This is a genomic window from Lysinibacillus sp. 54212 (assembly GCF_036662795.1).
In the GTDB taxonomy this organism is placed as follows: domain Bacteria; phylum Bacillota; class Bacilli; order Bacillales_A; family Planococcaceae; genus Lysinibacillus_B.
On the sequence record NZ_JBAFWZ010000006.1, the window covers coordinates 39,113 to 65,041 of the forward strand.

Consider the following 25,929-nt stretch of genomic DNA (forward strand, 5'->3'; position numbering starts at 1 on the left):
GGTAGATGTGAAAAAATTAGTGTATGTACTTTTTGTCTTTGTAGCAGGCTATGCCTTTTTATATTGGAATAATCACTGGCTTGTCGTAACAGAAGAAACGATTTCGTCTGAACGGATTCCGCAAGCCTTTGATGGCTATCGAATAGTACAAATTAGTGATTTGCATGATGCTACTTTTGGCGACAAACAATCGAAGCTTATTGAAAAGGTACGAGCTACGGATCCCGATGTAATTTTTATTACAGGGGATCTCATCGATAAAAACCGATATGATTTGCAAAATAGCTTGCATGCAGTGGAGGGGCTTGTTCAAATAGCGGATGTTTATTATGTACTCGGAAATCACGAAGTAGCTATAAATAGGGTAGACGAAATTTACGAGGCACTCGAGAAGCTAGGCGTACATATTTTACCGAATACATCGCAAGAGATTGAGCGCGACGGGGAGCGTTTAGCGATTGTTGGTATTGAAGATCCGCTAGCAGGCTTAGACGTGCAGCAAATGCTCGATAAGGCAACACAAACGATGACAGAAGATACATTTACACTATTACTCGCCCATCGACCAGAGGATTTTGCAGTATATGCTCAAAATCCTACCGACGTCGTATTTTCAGGTCATGCACATGGAGGTCAAATTCGTCTTCCAATTATCGGCGGCCTTTTTTCTCCTGGACAAGGGCTGCTGCCGCAATATACAGCAGGCAAACATGTAGCTGAGGATACGACATTGGTTATAAGTCGAGGGTTAGGAAATAGCACATTCCCTTTCCGCCTCTTTAATTTACCGGAAATCGTAGTCGTAGAGCTAGTAGCGAAATAAAGAATAGTACATGAAGTTGCTTCATTCTAATGGAGCAGCTTCTTTGTTGTTTCGAAAATACAAAAAATTGCTAGTAAAGTCATAGATATTATGGTAAATGTTGTTTACTATTATGATTCTTTTGTTATATGATTGAACCTATAGGTCGTTTGGATAATTCAGTTAATTAATAAAAGACGGAGGTTGTTATGAAAATTAAAAGTATAGGTGTCAAATTAACTGCATCAATTATTGCATTACTTTTTATAACATGTATCTCTTTAGGGATATTTAGTTATTTTAACAGCTCAAAAGCATTGAAGGAACAGGTTGAAACGAACTTAGTTTGGAAGGCTGAGGATGTCTCGCATTACATAGAGGAATTTTTTAAACGTACATATATTGAAATCGAGGGGATTGCAGAGCAAAGTGTAGTTCAAAGTATGGATTCCCAGCAGCAATTCTCATTTTTAAATAAACGTATTGAAGGAAGCGAGGATTATTTAGCTTTCGGTATTGTCGATGAAAGTGGAACTTCGCATTATTCTGACGGAACAACAGCAGACTTATCGGACCGTGATTATATTAAAAATGCATTCAATGGTGAAACATCTATGTCTGATATTATTATTAGCCGTGTGACAAATGAACCGGTTATTATGGTTGCTACCCCGATTAACACTAGAACGGGTGAGAATGCATTATTAATTGCAAGATTAGATGGCTATATGTTTTCTGAAGTTGTAGAGAGTATTACAGTAGGGGAAACAGGCTATGCATTAATCGTCAATGAAGATGGAACGATTCAAGGACATAAAAAAACAGAGCATGTAAAAAATCAAGTTAATTTCCTAGCACAGGCGAAAGAAACAGGTGAGATGACAGGAGAGGCAAAGGCTATTGAAGAAATCCTTTCAAATGAAGCCGGTTTTTATGAATTTAAGCATTCAAATGGAGACGATCAATATATTGGCTACCATACACTAGATAACGGCTGGTCAATGGCCGTAACGGCAGTGAAAAGTGAAATGCTAGCAGGCTTAGATGAATTAAAACGTAACCTCGTTATTTCAACCGTTGTAATGCTTATTATTGGGCTTGGCTTTGCCTTATTCGTCACGCGTTCACTTAGCCGTCCGATCAAGGAACTCGTTCAAATGAGTGAACATTTAGCAAAGGGCGATTTCACGCACGAGGTACCAAAAACATATCGTAAACGTCAGGATGAACTAGGTATACTGGCCCGTTCTCTGTCGAAAACAGTTGGCAGTATGCGGGACATGATTAAGCAAGTAAATAAAAGCTCCGACGCCGTGAATGATGCATCCTGTGAATTAATAGAAGATGTAAATAAAGTAACGAGCATGACCGATACGATTACAAATGCTATAGCTGAAGTGGAGCGTGGGTCCGTAACTCAAGCAAAAATGGCAGATGAAGGTGCGATGGCAATGGAACAAATGGCTGTAGGAATACAGCAGGTAGCAGAAGTTGCAAGCACTGTCGCAGAGCATACACAAACGATCGAGGAGCAAATTAATAACGGTCATCAGGCTGTACAGGATTCTATTAGGCAAATGACGGCGATTCAAAGTGGCACAGAAACAGAGCTGGAAGTCATTCATAAGCTAGAAGCGGAGTCTAATGAAATCGGATTAATCTCCAATATGATCACGGATATTTCGGATCAAACAAACCTATTAGCTTTAAATGCATCGATTGAGGCAGCTCGTGCCGGCGAAGCAGGTAAAGGCTTTGCCGTTGTGGCGGACGAGGTTCGTAAGCTATCAGAGCAAACGGCAGAATCTGCCTCAAAAATTAATACATTAATCCAAAATGTACAAGGATACACGGGGCAGGTTGTAAAAGCGGCAGAATCTGGTGAAGAAAATGTGATGAAGGGGCTTCAGACAATAGATTCGTTAGAACAACGCTTCGGGGATATTGTGGAATCTGTCAAAAACATTACACGTCAAATTGAACAGTTAAGTGCCTCTGCTCAACAAATGAGCGCAAATACGGAAGAGGTGACAGCATCGATGGAGGAAATGTCTGCTACAGCTACCTCATCTTCCGAATATATTCACGAGGTAACGAAATCAACAGCTGCTCAGCACGATACAGTTGAAGAGATGAGCAATCAGGCAACAGAATTATCAGAGATGGCTAAAGCGCTACGAATTGCTGTTAGTCAGTTTAAATTATAGAAAATAGGATGATGCATACGACACGAGTACTACACTCGTGTCTTTTTATAACACTCGATTAAAGGGGGCATACGGATGTTTTATTACAAGATTGATGAAGAGTTAAGCTTAAAGCTCGTCACTAGAAAGGATGCGGATGAGATTTTTGAAATGATTGACAGAGGGCGTGAGCATTTTCGGCAGTGGCTCGGCTGGGTAGATGCTTCAACAGACAACACCGTAACGAGAAATTTTATCGATATGAATTTAAAAAAATATGCGAATTATGAGGCACTCGATACGGCGATTGTATATCAGGGAAAAATCGTTGGTAAGATTGGTTTAAATTCTATTAATTATGCTAATAAAACAACCTATATTGGTTATATGCTCGATGAGGCCTATCAAGGAAAGGGCATTATGACGCGAGCAACGAAGGCAATGGTTACACTTGCTTTCGAGGAATACGATTTACATAAGGTTGAAATCCATGTGGCAGAGGGTAATCTGAAAAGCCGTGCCATTCCAGAGCGACTGGGGTTTCAACAGGAGGGTATCGTTCGAAGTAATGAATGGCTCTATGATCATTATGTAGATCATGTTATTTATGGCATGCTCCGAAAAGAATGGCTAGAGAAAGCGAAAAATAAATAGCAAGGAATGAACTCGTCTTGTATAGGCGAGTTTTTTTACGATGAAAACTGAAACTATTTTCCAGGGGGTTCCGTCTAATAGAAAATTTCACAAGAAGGGGAGGGGGAAATGAAGGAGAAACAAAGCTTTGAAATACTGATTCGAACTTATGCGGAAGAGCTTCTCCGTTTAGCATTTATTTACGTGAAAAATAAGCAAATGGCAGAGGATATTGTTCAAGATGTGCTCTTAAAAGCCTTCGAGAAGCGTGACCATTTTCGTGGTGAGTCAAATTATAATACTATAGTGAGCGTGAGAATGGCTATTAGTTTATGGAGGTTTTCAATGCAGAAAACACACCTATTATGGATGTTAATGGCGACGGACGCGATGAAATCTTATTCAATGACCCGTTTGGAACGCTCGTAAAAATCGAAGACGACAGAATGCAAACAGCGCTATTAAAAAATGCTTTTAGCAAACAAGACTGGGTAACGCCGCTTGTCTCCATTCACTATGAGGGGAAGGTTCCAACTGTGACGTATTCAGATAGCAAAGAAGAACTAAAAAAGCAGTATAGGTTCACCACAACGGATAAGCTTGAGTTGATAAGGTAAAAGACATATTGATTGAAAGGATGGACTCGTCTCTAGTAGGCGAGTTTTTCTCGTTATGAATTTTATTTCATACAAAATTATAATTTTAAATTTGGTTTATTTAGCTATAAATTCGTCAATCCTTTCAATAGTCTAAAAACACTATTAGTAGGAGGGGAAATGAAATGGATGAAATAGAGAATGCTAACACATCTGAATCAGCTCCTAAAACTCCTTTATGTGTATCCCTAGCTGAGAATTTAAAATTAATAAAAAAAACACTAGGTAACAGTAACGACATAATTATTCGCAAAATGTCTATTGGTAAATTTAGTGAACAATATATTGCCATTATCCATATAGATGGGTTAGCAAATGAAACAATAATCACTGATACTATTTTAGAATCGCTTGCCCCTGATCCAAGGAAAAACAGTGATAAAGAATCTTTAGATACGATTCAATATTTAAAGGACCATCTTTTATCCGTTGGTGATGTGAAAGATGTAATCGATTTTCCAACATTGTATAACACACTATTAAATGGAGATACCATCATCTTATTTGATGGACTAACGGAGGGAATTGCAGCAAGTACTAAAGGTGCAAAAGATAGGGCTATTTCGGATCCGGTTACGGAGTCCGTTATTAGGGGACCGAGAGAAGCATTCACTGAAACACTTCGTACAAACACAGCCTTAATTCGACGTAAAATTAAAAGTCCCAATCTTTGGATAGAATCTAGAGTGATTGGTGAAGAGACGAAAACGGATATTGCTGTCATGTATATAAATGGCATTGCTAACGACAAAATCGTGCAAGAAGTACTTGATCGTTTAGATCGCATTGAGATTGATGGCATTTTGGAAAGCCACTATATTGAAGACATGATTCGGGATTCAAAATTCAGTATATTTCCGACAGTTTATAATTCGGAGCGTCCAGATGTTATAGCAGGTGAATTGTTGGAAGGAAGGATTGCTATTTTAGTAGATGGTACTCCCTTTGTTCTAATCGTCCCTGCTTTATTTGTCTCTTTTTTACAGTCAGCAGAGGATTATTACCACAATGCGATTGTTAGTTCCTTTATTCGGCTCGTCAGGTTTTTCGGAATAAGTATTTCCTTAGTTGCTCCATCTTTATATATTGCCATTACTACTTTTCATCAAGAAATGTTGCCAACACCATTGTTAATTAGTATTTATTCGCAACGAGAGGGTGTTCCATTTCCGGCTTTTATAGAGGCACTCATTATGGAAATTGCCTTTGAAATACTGAGGGAAGCTGGCATCCGCATGCCGAGAATGATCGGTCCTGCTATATCCATTGTGGGTACGTTAGTCATTGGTCAAGCTGCCGTTCAGGCTGGTATTATCTCTGCTGTAATGGTTATTATAGTTGCACTCACAGCGATTTGTAGCTTTCTTTTCCCCGCTTATGGACTGTCTAATGCGGTACGTGTGTTGCGTTTTCCATTAATGATACTATCAGGAATGTTTGGGCTAGTCGGGCTGATGGCTGGCGTTATGATCATCATTCTTCATCTATGTAGTTTGCGCTCTTTTGGTGTACCTTATATGAGTCCATTTGCTCCGTTAATTTTAAAAGGGCAAAAGGATGCTTTAATTTTGTTTCCACGAAACGCTTTGTTAACTCGCCCACGATTAATTAGTCAAAGGAATAATGTACGAGGAAGGAAGCATCCAGACAAGATGAAAAGAAATGTACATTGAGTAAAAAGAGGGACTAGAATGAAAAAATTAATCACACTGATGTTACTACTAACAGTTGTTCTTTTGTTAAGTGGTTGCTGGAGTAAACGAGAATTAAATGAGCTTGCCATTGTCGTTGCAATAGGTGTGGACAAAATAGACGATGAATATGCCATATCGATTCAAGTAGTCGACCCTAGCGAGGTTTCTGCTAGTCATCCTTCTAGCGGACGTACACCTGTCGTAACTTACCATTCAAAGGGGAAAACCTTATTTGAAGCGATTAGAAAAATAACGACACTCTCTCCTCGAAAACCTTATTTTGCTCATCTTCAAATACTTGTAGTTGGGGAGGATTTAGCGAAGGAAGGGTTAGGTTATACAATCGATTTTTTAGGGAGAGACAATGAGATTCGAAATGACTTTGATATTATTGTCGCGCAACAGACTACAGCCAAAGATGTCTTAAATGTATTGACGCCCATTGAAAAAATACCTGCGAATAAAATGTTAAATTCCATTCAAATTTCACAAGATGCATGGGGATCGACACGACAAGTAGATGTCGATGAATTAATAAATAAGTTAAATAGCGATAATAAAAGTTATGTTTTATCAAAAGTTGATATACATGGGGATCCGCGATTGGGGATTGATCAAACAAATGTTAACAGAATTGAAACACCTGCCATATTACAATTTACAGGATTAGCCTTATTTAAACATGACAAGTTAATCGGTTTTTTAAGTGAAGAGGAAAGCAGGAGCTATAATTTTCTAACTGATCAAATTGAAAGCACGATTGAAATCGTATCCTGTCCGGGGGAAGGGCAGTTAACTACTGAAATAATAACGTCTAAAGCGAAAACGGATGGAAAGATAGAAAATGGGATTCCTAAAATCCGCGTTCAAATTGATGTTGATCAAAATGTGGCTGAAGTACACTGTGATATTCATTTAAATGACGAACAAACCCTCCATACTATTAATGAAAAAACAGCCGATTTAATTAAAACCCGAATAGAACATTTACTTCATACCCTTCAAAAAGAATATGAAGTAGACATTTTAGAGTATGGTGCGGCTATTCATCGTGCAAATGCTCGTGAATGGCATCATATTAAGGATGATTGGTCAGCGCTTTTTCCAGAGTTACAAGTAGATGTAGAGGTCAACGTAATTACACATGGGTTTTCTACTTTACAAAACTCAAACGTAGAGGAACAAAAGGAGTAAGATGAAATGTTTATTGCTTTAGGAATCTTAATTATTTCAGGGGTTATTGTATATACGATTCTGCCTAAGCTAATAAAAGACGGGGACCGTAAAACTATCTGGACTTTTTCTCTATTACTGATTGTGGGGACTGCTTTAAATATTGCACTTAGTTTAAATGTCAAAATTAATAATCCTCTAGATGTGATTATAGTGTTTTTTAAACCGATTAGTGAGTTTTTGAAGGGAATGTTATAGAAATAAATTGCGTTTCACTATAGCTGCTTTAGACTCACGACTTTAAACAAGTTTGTTGTCATTCGTTTTTGATGTTACATGAAAAAATTAGAGAGGTAAATTTATGGAAGAACAAGTGATTAGTTCACGTCAATTTACAATCATGGTCCTTTTCTATACTGTTGGTACGAGTATATTAATTATCCCTGCAAGCATCGCACTAGATGTACAACAAGATGCGTGGATAGTAGCCCTGCTAGGTACGATGTTAAGTTTGTTATTGGTCAAACTATATATTTTTTTAGGAAAGAACATGCCTAACGTAAGCTTTGTAGAAATGAATGAAAAAATACTTGGAAAATTTATAGGGAAGTTCGTTTCGATAGGTTTTATTATATTGACTTTGCTCTCATCTGGTGAATTATTTTATTTTATAGGGAACTTTTTACAAACGGAAGTTATGATTGAGACACCAAGCGCTGCGTTTGCTACTCTTTTTGGCATCATTATTTTTTTCGCTGCTTATTTAGGAATAGAAGTGTTTGCACGTTCACTCGAAATACTATTTCCATTTTTCATTATAATATTTATTACTTTTGTTCTGTTTATTTCACCGCAAATCGACATTCATAATATTCAACCAGTATTTGAGGTTTCACCTAAGCCACTTCTATATAATATTTTTTATTTTATGGGGTTATTTTCATTCCCATTAGTCGTGCTATTAATGATTTATCCATCTGCTGTCAATGTGCAAGAATCTGCTCAAAAAGGATTTTATATCGGTACGATCGTGGGTGGTATGGTATTAACCATAATTATAGCGCTATGTATTTTGATTTTAGGTCCAAACAATACATCGCTCAGGACTTTCCCTAGTTATGCATTAGCACAAAAAATTTCGGTAGGGAACTTTTTGCAACGCATTGAAATTATTATGGCATTTATGTGGGCAATCACTATATTTGTAAGAGCATTTGTGTATTTTTATGCATCTGTAAAAGGGTTAGGGGAGATACTAAAAATAAAAGATCATCGCCCTCTAATATTACCACTCGGGATGATTTCTATCGCCCTCTCTCAAATTATTCATCCAAATATTGTACACTCAAATCAATATAATAAAGAAACCTGGCCGCTATATATAACTGTTTTTGCTATTTTTGTCCCTCTATTATTACTTATAGTAATGAAATTCCGTAAATTAAACGGCAATGATGCTAGCGGCATTGCCGAAACAAAGAAAGAGTAGCACGGATATTTATTTGACATATCCTCGTTAGCAAGGATATAGTGAATGTAATTAATGGAAAGAAGGTGATGTGTAATGATGAACGTGATTGTAATAGACGTACTGCAATTCGAACAGTTCAATTTCACACGCCTAAAATGTATCGGTTGACGGTATATTCTCTTGAACATGCGTATGAAGCCTTGTAACTGCGACAATTGCAGCTTATAAGGCTTTTTATTATGCAATAAATCAGGAGGAATCAGGATTGAACTTAATTAACTTAGGCTTTTCAGAATTTTTTAAAGAACAGATAGTAGATGAGAAAAAGGACTATAGCGCCGCACGTGTTGTTTTAGAGCATAAACATTCGTATCGTGTCGCAGGAGAACAAGGCGAGTGGCTAGCGACGGTGTCAGGGAATTTCTCTTATAGTGCTACAGGTAGATTTGATTATCCAGCTATTGGCGATTGGGTTATAGTAGAAAAAATGCCTGGTGAACAAAAGGCAATTATTCATAAGCTGTTAAAAAGAAAATCTGCTTTTGTTCGAAAGGTTGCGGGACTTGAAATCCAGCAACAAATTGTCGCGGCAAATGTGGATATTGTATTTTTAGTAATGAGTATGAATCAGGATTTTAATATTCGTCGCTTAGAGCGCTATTTAACTGCGGCATGGGATTCTGGTGCAAAGCCAATCATTGTGCTCACAAAGGCAGATTTATGTGAGGACAGAACTTTTTATCGAAATGAAATTGAACGGAATGCCCCAGGGGTCGATTACTTTGTCACAAGTACGGTGACCGGCGAAGGAATCGAGGCGCTTCAAATGATGTTGAAGGAAGGGAAGACTGGGGCTTTGCTCGGTTCTTCGGGAGTAGGGAAATCGTCAATCACCAATGCTTTAACAATGGAAAGAAAAATGGAAATATCAGAAATTCGAGAAGACGATGCTAAAGGACGTCACACAACGACACATCGTGAGCTCGTCCTACTACCAAGTGGCGGCTGCTTAATTGATACGCCAGGTATGCGTGAACTTCAGCTATGGGATCAGGGAGAGAACATAGGAGCGAGTTTTCGGGATATTGAAAGGCTAGCAGAGCATTGTCGCTTCCGAGATTGTACACATCAAAATGAACCGCATTGTGCTGTTCAACGTGCCATTTCAGATGGGACACTCGAACTCGCTCGGCTGCTAAATTATTTTAAATTAGGAAAGGAGGCTGCCTTTTTAGAAAGAAAATTAAAGGCACAATCAAAGCTAGAGGAAAAACGAAAGCAGAAAAAGGTATCTAAGGGGATAAAGCGTAAAGGAAAGTAGTATGTAATTCAATTGGAATAGGGTGAATAGGAGGGGGAGGGCGCGAATTGTCTAATAGCGCCCGCATTCGTTTAATATGCTCTTCGTACTTACGTGTTGTGTTCGTTAACGGCAAGGTACTATGTTCACTAAGGGGCAATCTAGGTTACTGGCCCGTTATTAATTTTTGTAAGGGCCTCATTAATAGCAAAGATTTTTCCACGAATATTTTTTGTACCAAAGCTATTTAAACGAGCCGTATGCATTTCAAGATAAGCTACTGCATCCTCCTTTGTTTGAAATAAATAAATGCCACCAGCTTCCTTTGCTTCCGCGTTTTCAGTCCATATTTTCCATACCATTCCTGGCTCCTCGTTAATGCTATTGGCTAATTCGGCAAAGCTATGTGACAAATCATCACCAAAAGGACCATCCATAGGAAAATCTACTTGAAGTATAAATGCCATCCTATTAACACCACCTTTACTGTCGTATTCTTTACTAAATGGCGGAAAGTATGCTGACTATTACTGTAAATCCTCCTTTTAGCATTTTATATACGATGATTAGTTGAAGTGGATGCTTGAAAGAGGAGGAGAGACTATGGCATAAAAAAAGACTTGATTTGGCGAAATCAAGTCTTTTAATATTTATTCTATTTCGCCTGTCCAAGTACTCATGCCTTCTGCCACATTGACGACCTCATAGCCTTCAGCCTCTAAAATCTCGCTTGCCGTTTGTGAACGGTTACCGCTTCGACAAATAACCACATACTTCTCTTCTTTTGAAAGCTGCTCGAAGTCATCCTGCTGTAACTGGGAGAGTGGCTTATTTTGAGCATTTGGGATATGCCCTTCTGCAAATTCATTTTCCTCACGTACATCGAGTATAATATAGCCTTGCTCAGCTTTTTTAGTTACGTCTGTTAATGGAATTGTTTCATAGCTGGATTTGTCACTGGAACATGCGGCAAGAGTAAGAATTAAAATCGTAATAAGTGGAACGAATAGTTTTTTCATTTTTCTTCCTCCGATATGGGTGTGTTATATACCTGTGTGGGTATATTATAAGGGGTTTCTAGTGTGTTGTAAAGTTTTCCTAATTTACTAGAGTGGGGGCTAGACATTCGGCGAATATGAAAGGGATGTGGCGAGTATTATTCATTAATGGCTACTAAATAATTGGTGAATTTCAACATTGGCTAGTAAATTTCAAAAAATGGCTAGTATTTTCGAAAAAACGGCTAGTAAATTTCAAAAAGTGGCTAGTAACCAACCAACTCAAAATAAAAATGCAAGAATGGCATGAAGCATTCTCGCATTTTTACTGTCCCCTATAAGAGGGCCTTTTTCATTTCCTCAAGTAGCGCGGAGGCAGGGATAATCTTTTCTCCACCACCTTGCACAAGTGCATCGTTTCCGCCACCTTTCCCATTAATCAATGGGAGAACATTTGCTGTAATAGCTTTCATCGATGTGGCTACATCCCCGCCACGTGCGGCAATAAATTGTAATTTATCTTCATTATCCCCAACGAGTAGAGCAATTCGTCCCGGATCTTCCTGTGTAATAAATCGACCTAGCTTTTGCAATTCTTGAATCGTACGGTTTTCAAAGCATAGGGGGATGATCTCTTCGGCACTGCCTACTAATTCCTTTGCTTCGTATACAAGGAGTGCATCACGGGCTTCCCCTAATGCTTTTTCCGTTGTTTTTGTCGCATGCATTAACTTCGATAGGGCAACATTTGCTTGACTCTCGGGCACACTTAATTGACGGGCCACATCTGTTAATACATTTTTTCGCATCGAAAGCTCCTGTAGTACCCGCCCTCCACAAACGAAATGAACACGGATATTTTGCTTCATTTTTTCGACTTCCATAATTTTAATCGCTTGTACTTGTCCAGTTGACTTAGGGTGAGTCCCGCCACAGCCGTTATAATCATATTCAGGAATAATAACAAGACGAATATCCTCGTCCACTGAAACATCTTTGCGTAAGTTATACTGAGCTAGCTCGTCCTTCGTCACCCACTTTGTTTCAATCGTACGGTTTTCAAGGACGATCTCATTCGCACGCTGCTGTGCCATATGTAGCTCATCTTCTGAAATGTCACTCACATTCAAATCAATCGACACGAGGCCACTCCCTAGATGGAAGCTAACCGTTTCATAGCCGAATAGCTCAACAAATGCCGCTGTTAAAATATGCTGACCGGCATGCTGCTGCATATGGTCGAATCGACGCGTCCAGTCTAACCTTCCATGTACCTCACCTGTAATTTGGCTACTATTACCGTTTATATAATGACGAATGTCCTCGTCTACCTTTTCTACATCGATTACTTCAACATCGTTAATCCAGCCTGTGTCATGTGGCTGTCCTCCACCTGTTGGATAAAATGCAGTATTGCTAAGCACAAGAAAATGCCGCTCACTCTCCGTACCAGTTTTTATAACGGTTGCCGTAAATTCTTTTATCATCGAATCCTGATAGTATAGTAAATCCTTCAACCTCTTCAACTCCTTTAAAATGATTGTGTCACAACAGTCCTTCTCTGTCACTTTGAATCCTTCATTTGACGAAGGGAGAAAATTGGTTATCATAAAAGGGAGAGATTTCGCGAAAAGGAGCGAGCAACATGGAAATTAGTGCATTTTCAATGGAAGAAATTAAAGACCCGACAAATATTATTGAAGGTAAGCGATTTGAGTTTTTATTAGATGTTGAAATAGATGAAGAGGACGAGCTGTATACGGAAGCGGGCATCGAAGTACGTGTAATCGTTGCACAAAATGAAGAGGATATCCGGATTTTAAATTACTTCATTATCGAGAAGGCAGAAAATACGTATTTAGATTTTGCGCTTGAGGAAGAGGAAGAAGCGATCATTTTGAGCTTTTGCCATGAGCAATTAACAACAGAAAGTATCGAGTAATAAAAAGAGCGCTGTCTAATTCTGTAGGCAGCGCTTTTCCCTTATTAAAAATACGTAATAAAATTAATAGTGTAGTAATTGTGATGAACGCCAATACCGATATTTTTTAAAGAGCTATTTAAAATATTTTTTCGGTGCCCTGGAGAGTTATAAAGGCCATTATGTGCCTCGAAAATCGTCGTATAGCTACGTGCTAGATTTTCTGCGGCTACTCTATAAGATAAGCCCGCTGCTTTCATACGGTCGAATGGAGATAGTCCCTTTAATGAATCATGATCGAAATAATTATTTTTATACATATCTACACTGTGCGATTTTGCAACAGAGGCTAGCTTTTTATCGTATTTAAATGCTACAAGTCCATGTTTTACACGTGTGGCATTTGTAATTTCAGCCATTAAAAACTCAAGGCTTTCCGTTTTTTTCGCGGAATTATCGTTATGCATTGTGGCAAATTGTTTTTTCGCAAATTCAGTTGTAGATGTCCAGTAAATGGCATCGATTTTGTTTTTATTATGCTCATCGACAAGAATAGTGAGCCTTTTATTATTTTTAGTTACAATTTTTTCGCCTGTATATGGACTTCCAATCGTATAGCCTTCAAATGTTGTTCCCGATTTTGTTAGGTACCCACCGATCAGATGATTTTCAGAAACAAAGGCTAATTCATAGCCATTATAGGCCTTCTGAATAACAGCGGCATAGACTTTCCCGCCAATTCCATATGAATCCATGCTATGCATCGAGAAGCTAAGGTCTTTAAAGACCGAGCTCGTGCCGGTTTCTAACTGATGCTTTTCTTGCTGATACATCCGATATAAAAATGTTACGGCCTGAGCGCGCGATAATGTATTAGTGGCTCCAAAGCGCTTTATAGGGTTAGTTTCATGTGGATATTGTCCGGAAGAAATGCCACTATCCATTAAATAAGTAACAGCACTCTCTAAATCGTAATCTTTGCCGTGAGCAAATGCGACTAGCTGAGCCAGCAATCCACGTGAAATCGGCTTATGGCGTAGAGCGGTGCTTCCATATCCGTTCAGTGGCGCGTTGTAAGCCCCCAGGCGTGCATAGTATACATCTGACCAAGCCTTCGATCCATTTTGGTCAGTTTTTACGTTAGGGAAATTGAAAAAATTCGTATACATTTTTGCAAATTGTTCCTCGGAAACGGTATCATTCGGATTGAATTTACCATTTGAGCCGACAATGATGCCGTTATTATATGCCCATTGAATTGGCTTAAAGAAGACATAGTTCCGATTTACATCCGGAAAAATTTGATTGCTATAAAATGTATCTTTATCTATAAGTTCACTCGCTTTAGTCTCTGGGGTAAAGGAAACAATTATTAAACAAATAGTAAATAGGTAGAATAATTTTTTCATAAATTTCACGTCCTTCCACTTTTTTATAAATTATACCATTACAAAAGTAGGGATTAACGTTACTAGAATAAAATGAACCTATTAGACTATATGTAGGTTATTTGTTTATAGATAAATAAATATAGAATACACAAAAAGTACTGTTCGTTAAAAATAGCTTGTTACGGACACTTCTAAACTCTCCCTACATATAAACCTAGCAGAACATCGAATAATACTAGTAAAGTAAAAAGATTCATCTACCTATAAGTTTTAGAAATAGTTAGAAGCTGCAATTTGATATACATATCTGGAAAGTGTAAAATTACACTAAAATGTTGTGAGTGGTGAATTGTGAATGAAATATGTTGGGTATGTTTTTGCTTGTTTGCCTGTTGCCTTTTTATTTCATTATTATGAATATGGGCAACATCTAAAAGGAGAGGGAGCATCATTTCTTTTTACAGTATGGCTAGGTTATATAATTTTTATTGGTGTGCTTTCGGTCAAAATGAAAAATGTCTATATAGTAGGCTTGAATGTAATTTCATGTTTACTGTCGCTCCTGCTAGCATCCCTTTTATTAATAAATGATGGTTCGTGGTTTATCCCGTTTGGTAGAGATATAGCTATTCTCTGGATAGCTGTCTTAACGCTAATTCTCCAATTAACAGTAAAATGCTTTGTGAAATATGTATGGATAAGTAGCGAGTAAATAGGTTTCGATAGGAATCCTGCTACCGATTATAGCTGGATGATTTCTAGCCAAGATAGACTGAGATTAGAAGGAGGGAGGACAGTTAACAGTGTATTGTCCCCTTGTATGATGCCCTCCCTAGGCGTTACATATCTGAATGATTTCTTTTAAATTGCTTATAATATAAGATTGCATGAGCTAGGTCGAAAAATTCTCTTGAGGATGAGGCTTGCGTGGACTGTAATGTAGCATACTCAAGAGAGCGGATCTCATCTCTTAAATTTGAAATTAACGCTACAGGTTCCTCCCTCTGATGTGTAATGAGAAGCAGCTTTTCCTCATGAACCTTCATAGACTTATAGTGCATATTCATCCATTTTTCGTCAATTAACTGTGCGAGCTGATCGTAGTCTGATTGAGCTACATGGAATAAGGTATAACAAAAGGGTACTGTGCTTTGGATTAATCCATTTGTATACTCATGAATGGTTTGTTGTTGAAGTTTCCACCGTTGAATCTCTCGCTGCTGGAAGATAGGCCCAAACTCCTCGGCCCGTTTTTTTTGTAGTTCTTTATTGAAGGCTATTTTTTTATTAACCTCATCCAATTTCTCGGTTTGATATACTGAATAAATATCCTGGAATTTATTTAAAACATCAAGCAGTAAAAGAAAATCGCTTGAATCAATTAATTCTTCCTCTAGTGAATGGAGCACATGTAAGGCTTCCTCATATTTTTTCTCACATATTAATCCATTAGCATAAACAATTTCGACCATTATTTTTTCACGATATTGATTTTGTAATTCGGGCATACTTTTAACAAGGTGATAAAAATGATAAAACTTTTCGCAATCCATTAACTTTACATAAATGTCTAATAATTTTAATGTACATGAAATTATTCGGATTGCTTTGCGATCTGTTGCTTGGTGAGCAAATAGATAGTTTAATTGGGCAAGCTTTAACAGCTGATCTAATGGAAGCGTATCTTTATGTAAGTAAATAATGTTAGTAAGTATAACAGTTAATCGCCCATAATCCTGTATTTTAAATGCCAAGCTAGCTGCTTTTTTATAAGAATGCATCGCGGCTTCCTCGTCATTTAATATAGCAAGCTGTACATGACCTTTTAATATTAAAAAGCGTAGCTGTGACTGTTGAAGCTTTGTAAATTTAATCTTCTCCTCATATTGCAAAAAATAAATTTTTAGCTTCACTGAATCACTTAGCTGCAAGCATGCCTCTACTAGCTCTGCTAATACTTTAACTTCATCTTCTACATCATTACTTTCCTGGATACGGGACAATACGAAGGTACCATGACGTAAACATTCATGGAACCGACCTGTATGTGTTAAATAAGCGAGACCTTTAATGATTTCCTGATTCGAAACTAAATTTACAACCATAATATCTTCCTCCAATCACTATAAGGTTGAATTGCTGCAGGTGAAAAATTGTTTATATTGTAGATGGTAGTTTCGTACTGACTTTGATATGTCCATTAAAGATTCTGTATAGTGCTCCTCGTGATTTACGATGAATAGTCTGATGGCCTTAATTGCCGCCGCTTGTAACCCTACAAACTTGGAAGGGTACTCCTCGATTAAATTAAATTGCTGATCAAATAATTTACTAATATCAAAAGATATAATTGAATTTAATGTATGCTGCATTTCCTGATCAAGGCTCTCATAGAATATATCTAAAATATCAATAAAGAGATTCATGCTTTTTATAGCAGCTAGCATGGACTGGGCCGCCAATCCAACTGTTGATTTTTTTAACCGTTGCATTATTTCATTTGTGCTTATAATTTTTACTATCATCGAACGTAAACTATATATTAGATTTATTTTCGGATGTAGTACGAGCTCTTTCTCATCAAAATAAAAATAACACCATAGGTCACGAACCGCTGATAAAACATGTAAGTTATCGTGATAGGGATCGCGGAGTAAAAAAGTATATAGCTCGTGTAATGAATAAGAGGTTTCAAGATTCTCTTCTACACAATCAGTAAGAATAAAAAGGGGAGTATATAAATTATTCGACAATTTTCCATCTCTCCAATCAAACTAGCAGTAGTTAGTGAATTTGTACCTACACTAATTATATGAATAATTAATTATTTTTGGAAGATAGGATTATTTATATTTTTATCGGATAAAAAAGCACACTTCTTTACGAGGTGTGCTTTTTCATCGTTCTTAGTTAGAGGTGTTTTCAAATGTCCAAATACGGGTGAGGAATTTTCAGATGTACGTTCAAAAGTAGCGAAATCTACTTTGCGGAATGTGAACGTCATGCGAAGTGTAATGCTTCTGTGAATAATTGTCACAGAATAAATTTGGAACTGGAACCATCATACATCAAAAATTTAATAAAATGTGGATTTTAACATAGCTTTAATAAGATTGTAATGCATAAAAATACAACCATTTCCTGTTTGAATGTTTTCGTAGCAACTTTCTTTCACATTTCCTATACATTTTTTATGACAATTATTTTACATATGTAACAGAAAAGATGAATTAAGGGGACAATGTGTACAAATAACAAAAATGAGGGAATAAATGCGCCTTTTTTCATGTTAATCCTTGTACAATATTTGGCTATTCTCTATACTTTAGATAGGTAAAAAAAGGATGCGAAAGGGAATGATAAATGTGCAGAACGAACTACTTTCTCCATTAGAACAAGTGCAAGAGAATGTAACCGAAAAGGCCGTTCAATCGGTGGAAATGTTGTTTGTTAATGAGTTTACAGATGGAATATTAGATCCCGCAGAAAATATGCTTGGTCCCTTAAAGGATGGGGGCACAATTATTGCCAATATTGCACCTGGGTGTTGGGGTCCAATGATGACGCCAGCGATAAGAGGCGGACAGGAAGTGACTAAGCCGGTACGGATTGAGGGAGCAGAAGTAGGCGATTCCATTGTAATAGAAATAGATTCTATAAAAGTAACATCGAGTGCAACTGCCTCTGGTGTGGACCAGCAAATTGTAGATCGTTTTATCGGGGATCCACTCTTAAAAGTAAAATGTCCTGGATGTGGAAAGCTGCATCCTCAAACGGTGGTAAGGAGTGTCGGCGCAGGTGCTATACGCTGTGCTACGTGTGATACGGATACAGCACCGTTCAAAATGGTCAATGGCTATACAATGGCTCTTAATCATAAAAGAGGAATGGGCTTAACAATAGGAAGGGAAGCAGCGCGAAAAATTGGGCAAAAAGCTCATGCCTTTATGCGTTTACCAGAGCAATCCGTACAAAACCATAGCGTTAGCTTGGCACCAAGTGATTTAGTTGGTGTAATGACAAGAATTCGACCATTTATCGCTGAAATCGGAACAATGCCCTCGAAGGCAATGCCAGCATCATATAATGCAGGGGATACAGGTATTCCTTTAATTGGTGCTTCTCATGAATTCTCATTTACGAAGGAAGAGTTAGACAATCACCGAACAGATGGTCATTTACATATGAATCGAATTAGAGAAGGAGCGGTCCTTATTTGCCCTGTTAAGGTAACGGGAGCGGGTATGTATATTGGAGATTTACGTGCTATGCAGGGGGATGGCTTACTAGCTGGTCATTCTACCAATGTTTCTGGCATCGTACAGTTAAAGGTAAGTGTCTTAAAAAAGGTGGCAATCGATAGCCCTATTCTACTTCCGAATATAGACGATCTACCTTTTTTAGCAAAACCATTTACGAAGGAAGAAAAACGGATTGCACGAGATTTAGCAGATGAGTACGGCGTAAAGCAGCTTGAGGAGGCATTCCCTCTATCATTCGTTGGTACGGGTGAATGTATAAAGAGTGCTACAGAAAATGCTTTAAACTGTGCAACAAAATTACTTGAGCTATCCCAAGAAGAAGTGAAAAATCGCGCTACTATAGCTGGCGGTGTTGAAATTGGTAGATATCCAGGAGCGGTTACCGTTACGGCTCAATTCCCTAAATCCATGTTAAAAAATGCACGAATCTTTAAATATGTAAAAAAACAATACGATTGTTAAAAGAATAGACTTTGAATCCGCTACTTTCAGCGGATTTTTTTAGCAGCATGAATAGCCTTTCCGTTTCTAGTAATAATTTGGTATATTTTTTGTAGATGTTTGTTCGGAGGAGGTGAGGTTATTGTCACAAATGATTATTAATAAGCAAGAGGCTATTGCTGTCCTAGCAGAGTTTATCGTAAACAATTGGTGCCAAGGGAATTATGCCCCGTATGAGGAAATTGAAATGGCACAATTGAAAATGCAGCAGCTCGTGCAATCCCCAGAAAAACAACACCAGCTCATGCTGCAAATAATGATGCACCAGCCATTTGAATTACAGCATTTTTTAGCATTTGTATTTGGTAAAGAGATAGCTTTTAATAATGTCAAGGGACAGCACGAAGGAATCTACGCTTTTCAAATAGGAGAAGGCTATCTTATTCATTTTGAAAGAAAAAGTGAGCCAATAGTGGAGATAAAAGAATATGCTGACAGTATCAGTACCATTTTCAAAGAAATATCATTAGTACATATTTCACAGCCAATGCTATTAATGCAGCATTACAAGGAACAATTAATGAAGTTCACCGGTAGAAACAGAGTTGCCACAACGATTCATCAGCTTATTCAGCACATCCATCAGAAAAATGAGCGCTCTTTAAAACTGAAGCAGCTGCATTTATTAAATGTGATGATTCATTTTACAAGTGGGAATAGACATTTTAGAAAGCTAAAAAAGCTAATCAGGCAGGTTGAATTAGGGTGGTGTAGCGGGGAGTGGATCTTAACAGAGAGAGAAAGAATGCTTTTTGCCTATATTTTAATGAAGGAAGCAGCTGTAAGAAAGGATGCAGGACACGTCATTCGGCACGGACTCTATTTAATAGATGAAGATCGATTAAATAATTATGCTGTCGAAATTATTTTAGAATATGGGCACGCATTACATATTTTAAAGCCACAGCCTATGACGCTTGTAAAAGCATATAATACAAACTATTTAGAGCATGCATTTTATATGATTATCCAGTCCCTCGTTCAAGTAGAGGATTTCAATCAGGTCATTAAACTATTAACGGAGCATGAGATTGCATCCTGTAAGGCTATATATAATTATTTTAACGAGCCTTTTGACGAGCATGTGTTACATAAAATTGAAGCTACTGTTCAGCAGGATATTGCATTTCTTATTGATGAATCTCCGCGAAATATACGGAAATCAATAGACTCGTGGCGTGAACAGTATGCTAGTCCAACAAGTTCTTATTATTCAATAGCTAAAATGACTTCAAGGCATGTATGCAATCTTTTGAAAGCATTATTTGCTACTGAGCAATACGAACTTTTTGAGAAATTGATGGAAGTGTATAAAAAATATTTACTAATTGAACCTCATTATAAAGAGTTACGGGATTTCGTTGCGTCATATGTAGAATAATAGCATTAAGCAATTTTACCAATCGTTCGTATTGGGATATTTGGCATTGGTGCTGTTCTTGGCAAGAATACATAATGACGCAGGGGTCCTTGATAACAAGGCTGCATCCAGGCCCATTTTGCAAAATCAGTCGGTTTTGTAAAGTATGGGCATTGACCGTCAATGGAAATGCCTGCATTCATAAAAATGGTTGCAATAAATTGTGAACAGAAAAAAGCATAAGAACGTTTAAGTCGGATTCGGCAGGCGACACCGATGAGTCCGATAAAGTTATATTTATACTTTTCTTTATGAAGATCAAAATATTGAATTTCCTGTCTTAAGTGGTCATATTGCTCCTCTGTTACCTGACACTGATAAATCGCACAATTTGCGTTCCGGAATAGCCTTGAACGCACATCCTCTTTCACAAAGCCCCCAATAAAAGGGTTGTTTTCAAATTTACGACCGAAGCTGTACATTTCCTTCAATTCTGAATCGAAGGCGATGGAAACGTGATTAAAATTTTCTTGCGTGTACAGCTGAATCGCACGAGATAGCCAAGAACCCGTTTCAGTTAACACAATATAAATAGTTTTACTCATGTTCTCACCTCCAAATAAGAATGATTGATTACTCTAACTATAACAAGCAAATATGATAAAAGCTTAATGAAATAATTAAGATTTTCTTAATAAGGTACAATTTGTTACTATATACTACGATTTTATACTAGAAAAAGATTCAATAAAATACCAATTTGAAAGAATATAAATAATTATTAGATTGTCCCTTACTAAACTGCATTGCGTTAGTTGAATAAGCACTTCTTTCTATTCACATACTGTTGAGCAGAAGGAGTGAGTATTGTGAGTAAGAAAAGGTATTCAACTATACACGTAGCCCTGTTATTTATTCTTATAGCGGTATTTATATGGTCAGCAATTAAACCGAAAACATATTTGGATTGGTTTTTAGAGGTGAGTCCTGCAGTCGTTGTGATTATTATAATTTGCGCTACATACAATAAATTTCGTTTTACTACTTTTTCCTACAGTATTATTGCACTCTTATCGATCCTGACATTTATAGGTGGTCATTACACGTATTCGGAGGTTCCTCTGTTTGACTGGATTAAGGAAGAGTTTCATTTAAAAAGAAATAATTATGATCGATTTGGTCACTTTGTAAAAGGGCTATCAGCAATTGTTATTAGAGAAATATTGATAAGGCTCACACCTTTAACGAAAGGAGCCTGGTTAACAGGGATATCTATCAGTATTTTACTAGCGGTAGCAGCCTTGTACGAAATTATTGAATGGCTAAGCACGAAAATATCGAAGGGTGGCAGAGCATCGAAGGATTTTTTAGGCATGCAGGGTGATAAATGGGATGCACAATGGGATATGTTTTTAGCGTTAATGGGCTGCTTACTTGCGTTACTTATTTTCACGAAATTACACGATAAACTCTTGAAAAGATTGACGTGACACATATTGAAAGGGAGTAGCATAGCCTTTAGTAGTAAACCTACGAAAGGTGGGAAGAGATGTTCTATCAGAACCATTGTTCAATGTGCCGTGTAATCAAGGTAACGGGGAGTGGGCAAGTAGCAGCGAAGCCAGATATGGTTCAATTTCAAATAGAGGTAGTTACGACGGGACAGGATGTTAGCGAAGCACAGGAACAAAATGCCGTGACGATGAATCAGGTTATTCAATCAATTGTGGAATTAACTATACCGAGAGAGAGCATTCAAACGGCAGCGTATACTATTTCTCCACGTTATGACTATATAGAAGGCAGGCAAGTATTTAGAGGGTATGAGGTATCTAATGCTATTACGGTAAAACTGACAGATCTAACACAAGTAGGCACCGTTATTGATACGGCTGTTCAAAACGGTGCAACCCATATATCCTCGATTCAATTTACAATCTCTAATGAGGATATATATTATCAGCAGGCATTAAAAGTAGCGCTTCAAAATGCTAAGTTGAAGGCAAAAACAATCGCTGAAAAGATGAAATTATCGCTCTATCCACAACCAATTGAAATAGTGGAAATCAGTAATAGCAGACCTGCACCTTATCAAGCAGCATACAATATGAATGAGGCTAGTTCTACGCCAATCGAACCGGGACAACTGACGATAAGTGCCACAGTTAATGTGAAATTTCGCTTTTAATTGTTATTCGTTTTACAGGCGGTAGCATGGATTGGAGAAAAAAACTTGAAAAAGTTAGACTCATTTTACTTCGGAAATTGATTCAACATATAGAAATGGAATTCAATACCTAGTTCTTTTAAATCCGCTTTTGCTTTATTTATTAGTGCTTCTGCTTGGGCCTTTTTCGCAGCATCTAACCCTTTAAAAATATCTTTTCTCGTATCCATAGTGCAGCTCAATCCGAGTTCCTGAAATTGCTTATGAGCCTCTTCCTTTGTTATGCTACCGTCTTTTATCCTTTCTTTAATTTCCTGTACTTTTACTTTAGTCGCCTCATCTAGCTTTGGTTTTTCAGTATTTGAAAACTTTACACCGAGTTCAATTAAATCCTTTTTTAATAGTGTCAGAATGTCATTTGCTTTCGCCTTCGTTTTCTCATCCAATGATGACGGCATACCAAATGAGGCATGCTGGTGTTGAGAAGCTGCGAATGTAACAAGTGGAATACTACTCATAAAAGCAAAAGCAACTACCGCCATAATGCAACAACGTATTATTTTACTGATGTTTTTCATCTATCTGTTGTCCTCCTCGAGAATTATTACCAGTTGAAGAATGGTATCGATAGTTTTTACAGTGCACATTAATATATACGAAGAGGATATTTCAATAAATGGGGACAATTTGATTAGAAAAATACAGCTCGCTTCAAACAAAGCGTGAGGAAGTCTTTTCTTGTATATGACTACTAATCAATCGTCGAATTTTCACATTGGCGAGTAAATTTTTAAAAGTGGCTAGTATTTTTCGGAATTTGGCTAGTAAATCAAAAAAATCGGCTAGTATTTTTGAAAAAATGGCTAGTAACCAACCCGAAATTAAAAAATGCAAGAATAGCTTGAAGCATTCTTGCATTTTCACTGTCACCTATAAGAGGGTCTTTATAAATTATTGGATTCTGAGCAATGTCTAGCTCTAGCCCCCCGTTTCATATACCTTTGTAGGAAAACAATAGTTTATATACAGTTCTTGAAGATGCAAATTAGCACCTGCCTCTATCTTAATCTAATACACCTTTATTACTGAATGCGGTGATTTGTTCGGGAGTGTAGCCGATTTCCTTTAAAATTTCCTCGGTATGCTCACCCATTTTAGCACCAACAAATTTGTAGGTTGGCTCTACGCCGCTAAATTTAAGTGCTGAACCGATTTGTCGCTGAGTTGAACCGTCAGACTTAGGCACATCTACGAGCATATCCCGTGCAATCAGCTGTGGATGCTCGCTAGCTTCCTCAAATGTAAGGACAGGCTCTACACAGCCGTGGAAATCCTCGTTAAAAACTTCAAGCCATTCCTCAAATGTTTTTGTTTTAAATGCATCACATACAGCTTCCTTAAATCGTGTTTGTGTGTATGCTGAATCAATAAATGTACTATCGATTAGCTCGGGAATTTCAAGTGCCTCACAGAGAAGCTTGCGGAAATGAGGCTCTAGGCTACCGACTGAGAAGTATCGACCGTCCTTTGTTTTGTAATAGTCATAAAACGTCCCGCCGTTTAATATTTCTTCCTCTGGTTGCGGGCATCTGCCGCTTCCAAAGTATTGTGAGCCATATAATGCATTCATCGTAAAGACAGCATCCGTCATAGAAACATCAACATACTTACCTTCACCTGTTTTTTCGCGGTGTAGTGCCGCAGCGAGCACCCCTACTGCTGCGTGCAATGTCCCACCTGCAACATCTGCAATTTGAATCCCCATAGCAACCGGCTTTTTATCCTTTAGTCGCGAGTGGTCGAGTACACCTGCAACCGATAAATAGTTATTATCATGACCTGGTCGATTTGCATAAGGACCTGTTTGACCATAGCCTGTAATAGAGCAATAAATCAAGCGCGGATTGACTTCCTTCAATGTTTCGTAGTCTAAACCGAGTCGCTTCATTACCCCAGGTCGGAAGCCTTCAACAATTATGTCGTATTCCTTTACTAGCGATTTGACGATCTCCGAAGCCTCGTCCGTTTTTAAATTCAATGAAAGTGATTTTTTTGAGCGATGTAAATGCTGATGAATATAAGCCTCTTTATTTTCATCGTAAGGTGGCATAATTCTCATTAAATCAACGCGTCTGGATGATTCAATATGAATGACATCGGCCCCTAAATCAGCAAACATCATCGTCGTAAGCGGTCCTGGTAATAAATTTGAGAAATCTAAAATTTTTAAACCATTAAGAATTGTCATTTTCCCATCCCCTTTATATTGGTCAATAACAAGAAACTGTAATAATACAGTTATAATTATGTGTATCTATATTATAACAGTTGTTTTTGTAGAATTATATATTTATCTATTATTATAGGGTAAATTTTCTGAATATTACATGAAGATGCCTGTAAACTTGTGACCTTTTATTGTATTTTGGGAAAGCATTATAGAAGTGTGAATACGTATAGATCAAACGAGCGAATCTACACAAATAGAGGTTTTCCAGCATATATTAAGGTTAAGATTTCAATTATAAATACGACAATTCTTCAAAAGTTAGAATATTTAGTGTTCTTTGTTTATAAACTATTAATATAGGGAAAATTGAAAATAAGATAATAGACTTCTATAGGGGGATGGGACGATGACATTAAAAAAGGCAAAGACAGCGGATAACATTGTTTTTCATCGATTTAACCAACCAATTGAGGGGAAGGTTCTTAAGCACTATGAAAATTCGGTGCTAGTAAAAATTCATCCGGAGTTTTATGCAAAGCTAATCGATGAAATTCCTAATGATTATACAGTCGTAAATCACAAAAATTATAAAATATTATACTGATTACTAAGGGGTCGGCTAAAAAGAGGTTTTGAGACGAACCTTAACAACGAGGATGATGGCATGTGGATGTGACTACCCGAGGAGCAATAATTCTTAATGGATAAATAGTCATAATAGATGGGGGTATTCAGAAAGCTTTTACTTTCTGAGTACCTTCTTTTTAATTGTATTGACATTTTTACAATTAAAAGAATATACTGTATATGAACATATAATCATATACTGAAATAAACGAGGTGCTGGAGTATGAATAGAGAAGAAGAAACAAGCTGTAGTCATGAACTTTTAGATGAAGAAACGCTATTTGTTGTGTCACAAACCTTTAAAGCATTAGGAGATCCAACAAGAATTCGCATATTAAATTTATTGTGTGAGGGCGAACATTCTGTCAACGATATTGCTGACGTTTTAGATTTAGGACAATCAACGGTTTCCCATCAATTGCGATTTTTAAAAAATTTACGATTAGTAAAATTTAGACGTGAAGGAACGACGATGTATTATTCTACAGATGACGATCACATTATGAATTTGCTAAAACAGGCGATTGAGCACGCAACGCATAATTAGATAGGGAAAG

Annotated in this window: 27 protein-coding genes; 18 read left to right on the plus strand and 9 right to left on the minus strand. The window is 37.4% G+C overall.

Translation table 11 applies throughout. The features are described from left to right. Window positions 1–7: 7 nt before the first annotated feature. From V4T18_RS05740 to rsgA, 10 genes are all read left to right on the plus strand, one after another. Window positions 8–823, plus strand: a complete 816-nt coding sequence (locus tag V4T18_RS05740) for a metallophosphoesterase (RefSeq protein ID WP_332647499.1) — start codon at window positions 8–10, stop codon at window positions 821–823. Window positions 824–1,011: 188 nt separating this feature from the next. Beyond that, a complete protein-coding gene (locus tag V4T18_RS05745) occupies window positions 1,012–3,009 on the plus strand; it encodes a methyl-accepting chemotaxis protein (protein WP_332647502.1) in 1,998 nt (665 codons plus the stop codon). 75 nt (window positions 3,010–3,084) lie between these two features. Then, the gene (locus tag V4T18_RS05750) at window positions 3,085–3,642 is read left to right on the plus strand and encodes a GNAT family N-acetyltransferase (protein ID WP_332647504.1); all 558 of its coding nucleotides are present in this window, start codon (window positions 3,085–3,087) and stop codon (window positions 3,640–3,642) included. 108 nt (window positions 3,643–3,750) lie between these two features. After that, window positions 3,751–4,050 carry an RNA polymerase sigma factor gene (locus V4T18_RS05755; RefSeq protein WP_332647506.1) on the plus strand — a complete coding sequence of 100 codons (300 nt, stop codon included), beginning with the start codon at window positions 3,751–3,753 and terminating at the stop codon, window positions 4,048–4,050. Then, the gene (locus V4T18_RS05760; protein WP_332647787.1) at window positions 3,954–4,238 is read left to right on the plus strand and encodes a hypothetical protein; all 285 of its coding nucleotides are present in this window, start codon (window positions 3,954–3,956) and stop codon (window positions 4,236–4,238) included. The genes V4T18_RS05755 and V4T18_RS05760 overlap by 97 nt, the downstream gene beginning before the upstream one ends. A 164-nt stretch (window positions 4,239–4,402) precedes the next feature. After that, the gene (locus V4T18_RS05765) at window positions 4,403–5,950 is read left to right on the plus strand and encodes a spore germination protein (RefSeq protein ID WP_332647509.1); all 1,548 of its coding nucleotides are present in this window, start codon (window positions 4,403–4,405) and stop codon (window positions 5,948–5,950) included. Between the two features lie 18 nt (window positions 5,951–5,968). Beyond that, entirely contained in the window at window positions 5,969–7,165 is a 1,197-nt protein-coding gene (locus tag V4T18_RS05770) for a Ger(x)C family spore germination protein (RefSeq protein WP_332647510.1), read from the plus strand. 6 nt (window positions 7,166–7,171) lie between these two features. Next, a complete protein-coding gene (locus tag V4T18_RS05775; protein WP_332647512.1) occupies window positions 7,172–7,402 on the plus strand; it encodes a hypothetical protein in 231 nt (76 codons plus the stop codon). 103 nt (window positions 7,403–7,505) lie between these two features. Then, entirely contained in the window at window positions 7,506–8,633 is a 1,128-nt protein-coding gene (locus V4T18_RS05780; RefSeq protein WP_332647513.1) for a GerAB/ArcD/ProY family transporter, read from the plus strand. A gap of 247 nt (window positions 8,634–8,880) precedes the next feature. Continuing rightward, window positions 8,881–9,936, plus strand: a complete 1,056-nt coding sequence (rsgA, locus tag V4T18_RS05785; protein ID WP_332647515.1) for a ribosome small subunit-dependent GTPase A — start codon at window positions 8,881–8,883, stop codon at window positions 9,934–9,936. A gap of 140 nt (window positions 9,937–10,076) precedes the next feature. Here rsgA and V4T18_RS05790 read toward each other — a convergent pair whose 3' ends face one another. From V4T18_RS05790 to V4T18_RS05800, 3 genes are all read right to left on the minus strand, one after another. Then, entirely contained in the window at window positions 10,077–10,382 is a 306-nt protein-coding gene (locus V4T18_RS05790; protein ID WP_332647518.1) for a monooxygenase, read from the minus strand. A 183-nt stretch (window positions 10,383–10,565) separates the two neighbouring features. Further along, window positions 10,566–10,934: a rhodanese-like domain-containing protein gene (locus tag V4T18_RS05795; RefSeq protein ID WP_332647521.1), complete on the minus strand. Its 369-nt coding sequence runs from the start codon at window positions 10,932–10,934 to the stop codon at window positions 10,566–10,568. A gap of 314 nt (window positions 10,935–11,248) precedes the next feature. After that, complete coding sequence (locus V4T18_RS05800) at window positions 11,249–12,523, minus strand: alanyl-tRNA editing protein (protein ID WP_332647523.1); 1,275 nt, start codon at window positions 12,521–12,523, stop codon at window positions 11,249–11,251. 35 nt (window positions 12,524–12,558) lie between these two features. On the opposite strand from V4T18_RS05800, the gene V4T18_RS05805 reads away from it, so the two are divergent. Next, window positions 12,559–12,855 carry a DUF6509 family protein gene (locus V4T18_RS05805; protein ID WP_332647525.1) on the plus strand — a complete coding sequence of 99 codons (297 nt, stop codon included), beginning with the start codon at window positions 12,559–12,561 and terminating at the stop codon, window positions 12,853–12,855. A gap of 44 nt (window positions 12,856–12,899) precedes the next feature. Here the strand turns inward: V4T18_RS05805 and V4T18_RS05810 are convergent, their stop codons facing one another. Next, the gene (locus V4T18_RS05810) at window positions 12,900–14,243 is read right to left on the minus strand and encodes a CAP domain-containing protein (RefSeq protein ID WP_332647527.1); all 1,344 of its coding nucleotides are present in this window, start codon (window positions 14,241–14,243) and stop codon (window positions 12,900–12,902) included. Window positions 14,244–14,580: 337 nt separating this feature from the next. On the opposite strand from V4T18_RS05810, the gene V4T18_RS05815 reads away from it, so the two are divergent. Further along, complete coding sequence (locus V4T18_RS05815) at window positions 14,581–14,937, plus strand: hypothetical protein (RefSeq protein WP_332647529.1); 357 nt, start codon at window positions 14,581–14,583, stop codon at window positions 14,935–14,937. 127 nt (window positions 14,938–15,064) lie between these two features. Here V4T18_RS05815 and V4T18_RS05820 read toward each other — a convergent pair whose 3' ends face one another. Both V4T18_RS05820 and V4T18_RS05825 read right to left on the minus strand, forming a co-directional pair. Then, a complete protein-coding gene (locus V4T18_RS05820; RefSeq protein WP_332647532.1) occupies window positions 15,065–16,330 on the minus strand; it encodes a hypothetical protein in 1,266 nt (421 codons plus the stop codon). Window positions 16,331–16,348: 18 nt separating this feature from the next. Next, window positions 16,349–16,750, minus strand: coding sequence for a hypothetical protein (locus V4T18_RS05825; RefSeq protein WP_332647534.1), 402 nt, complete (start codon window positions 16,748–16,750; stop codon window positions 16,349–16,351). Window positions 16,751–17,590: 840 nt separating this feature from the next. Here V4T18_RS05825 and V4T18_RS05830 point away from each other — a divergent pair. Both V4T18_RS05830 and V4T18_RS05835 read left to right on the plus strand, forming a co-directional pair. Continuing rightward, window positions 17,591–18,949: an acetamidase/formamidase family protein gene (locus V4T18_RS05830; protein WP_442916908.1), complete on the plus strand. Its 1,359-nt coding sequence runs from the start codon at window positions 17,591–17,593 to the stop codon at window positions 18,947–18,949. Window positions 18,950–19,070: 121 nt separating this feature from the next. Next, a complete protein-coding gene (locus V4T18_RS05835; protein ID WP_332647538.1) occupies window positions 19,071–20,369 on the plus strand; it encodes a Fe-S-cluster redox enzyme in 1,299 nt (432 codons plus the stop codon). Between the two features lie 5 nt (window positions 20,370–20,374). Here the strand turns inward: V4T18_RS05835 and V4T18_RS05840 are convergent, their stop codons facing one another. Next, a complete protein-coding gene (locus V4T18_RS05840; RefSeq protein WP_332647539.1) occupies window positions 20,375–20,953 on the minus strand; it encodes a hypothetical protein in 579 nt (192 codons plus the stop codon). Between the two features lie 264 nt (window positions 20,954–21,217). Here V4T18_RS05840 and V4T18_RS05845 point away from each other — a divergent pair, with 264 nt between their 5' ends. Together V4T18_RS05845 and V4T18_RS05850 are read left to right on the plus strand one after the other, a co-directional pair. Next, window positions 21,218–21,838 (plus strand): DUF2238 domain-containing protein, encoded by a 621-nt coding sequence (locus V4T18_RS05845; RefSeq protein WP_332647542.1) that lies wholly within the window; start codon window positions 21,218–21,220, stop codon window positions 21,836–21,838. Between the two features lie 59 nt (window positions 21,839–21,897). Further along, window positions 21,898–22,536, plus strand: a complete 639-nt coding sequence (locus V4T18_RS05850; RefSeq protein ID WP_332647545.1) for an SIMPL domain-containing protein — start codon at window positions 21,898–21,900, stop codon at window positions 22,534–22,536. 65 nt (window positions 22,537–22,601) lie between these two features. Here the strand turns inward: V4T18_RS05850 and V4T18_RS05855 are convergent, their stop codons facing one another. Continuing rightward, window positions 22,602–23,093: a hypothetical protein gene (locus V4T18_RS05855; RefSeq protein ID WP_332647547.1), complete on the minus strand. Its 492-nt coding sequence runs from the start codon at window positions 23,091–23,093 to the stop codon at window positions 22,602–22,604. Between the two features lie 485 nt (window positions 23,094–23,578). Then, window positions 23,579–24,763, minus strand: coding sequence for a CaiB/BaiF CoA transferase family protein (locus V4T18_RS05860; RefSeq protein ID WP_332647550.1), 1,185 nt, complete (start codon window positions 24,761–24,763; stop codon window positions 23,579–23,581). A gap of 388 nt (window positions 24,764–25,151) precedes the next feature. Between V4T18_RS05860 and V4T18_RS05865 the strand changes: the two genes are divergently transcribed. Beyond that, window positions 25,152–25,349: a DUF2187 family protein gene (locus tag V4T18_RS05865; RefSeq protein WP_332647551.1), complete on the plus strand. Its 198-nt coding sequence runs from the start codon at window positions 25,152–25,154 to the stop codon at window positions 25,347–25,349. Window positions 25,350–25,595: 246 nt separating this feature from the next. Beyond that, window positions 25,596–25,919 carry an ArsR/SmtB family transcription factor gene (locus V4T18_RS05870; protein WP_332647553.1) on the plus strand — a complete coding sequence of 108 codons (324 nt, stop codon included), beginning with the start codon at window positions 25,596–25,598 and terminating at the stop codon, window positions 25,917–25,919. The last annotated feature ends 10 nt before the right edge of the window (window positions 25,920–25,929 follow it).

Coding starts and splice junctions, on each gene's coding strand:
- V4T18_RS05770 (WP_332647510.1), top strand. CDS start 5,969: ATGAAAAAATTAATCACACTGATGTTACTACTAACAGTTGTTCTTTTG.
- V4T18_RS05765 (WP_332647509.1), top strand. CDS start 4,403: ATGGATGAAATAGAGAATGCTAACACATCTGAATCAGCTCCTAAAACT.
- V4T18_RS05745 (WP_332647502.1), top strand. CDS start 1,012: ATGAAAATTAAAAGTATAGGTGTCAAATTAACTGCATCAATTATTGCA.
- V4T18_RS05750 (WP_332647504.1), top strand. CDS start 3,085: ATGTTTTATTACAAGATTGATGAAGAGTTAAGCTTAAAGCTCGTCACT.
- V4T18_RS05775 (WP_332647512.1), top strand. CDS start 7,172: ATGTTTATTGCTTTAGGAATCTTAATTATTTCAGGGGTTATTGTATAT.
- V4T18_RS05805 (WP_332647525.1), top strand. CDS start 12,559: ATGGAAATTAGTGCATTTTCAATGGAAGAAATTAAAGACCCGACAAAT.
- V4T18_RS05860 (WP_332647550.1), bottom strand. CDS start 24,763: ATGACAATTCTTAATGGTTTAAAAATTTTAGATTTCTCAAATTTATTA.
- V4T18_RS05855 (WP_332647547.1), bottom strand. CDS start 23,093: ATGAAAAACATCAGTAAAATAATACGTTGTTGCATTATGGCGGTAGTT.
- V4T18_RS05800 (WP_332647523.1), bottom strand. CDS start 12,523: ATGATAACCAATTTTCTCCCTTCGTCAAATGAAGGATTCAAAGTGACA.
- V4T18_RS05755 (WP_332647506.1), top strand. CDS start 3,751: ATGAAGGAGAAACAAAGCTTTGAAATACTGATTCGAACTTATGCGGAA.
- V4T18_RS05850 (WP_332647545.1), top strand. CDS start 21,898: ATGTTCTATCAGAACCATTGTTCAATGTGCCGTGTAATCAAGGTAACG.
- V4T18_RS05810 (WP_332647527.1), bottom strand. CDS start 14,243: ATGAAAAAATTATTCTACCTATTTACTATTTGTTTAATAATTGTTTCC.
- V4T18_RS05795 (WP_332647521.1), bottom strand. CDS start 10,934: ATGAAAAAACTATTCGTTCCACTTATTACGATTTTAATTCTTACTCTT.
- V4T18_RS05840 (WP_332647539.1), bottom strand. CDS start 20,953: ATGAGTAAAACTATTTATATTGTGTTAACTGAAACGGGTTCTTGGCTA.
- V4T18_RS05760 (WP_332647787.1), top strand. CDS start 3,954: ATGGAGGTTTTCAATGCAGAAAACACACCTATTATGGATGTTAATGGC.
- V4T18_RS05870 (WP_332647553.1), top strand. CDS start 25,596: ATGAATAGAGAAGAAGAAACAAGCTGTAGTCATGAACTTTTAGATGAA.
- V4T18_RS05815 (WP_332647529.1), top strand. CDS start 14,581: ATGAAATATGTTGGGTATGTTTTTGCTTGTTTGCCTGTTGCCTTTTTA.
- V4T18_RS05780 (WP_332647513.1), top strand. CDS start 7,506: ATGGAAGAACAAGTGATTAGTTCACGTCAATTTACAATCATGGTCCTT.
- V4T18_RS05790 (WP_332647518.1), bottom strand. CDS start 10,382: ATGGCATTTATACTTCAAGTAGATTTTCCTATGGATGGTCCTTTTGGT.
- V4T18_RS05865 (WP_332647551.1), top strand. CDS start 25,152: ATGACATTAAAAAAGGCAAAGACAGCGGATAACATTGTTTTTCATCGA.
- V4T18_RS05825 (WP_332647534.1), bottom strand. CDS start 16,750: ATGATAGTAAAAATTATAAGCACAAATGAAATAATGCAACGGTTAAAA.
- V4T18_RS05820 (WP_332647532.1), bottom strand. CDS start 16,330: ATGGTTGTAAATTTAGTTTCGAATCAGGAAATCATTAAAGGTCTCGCT.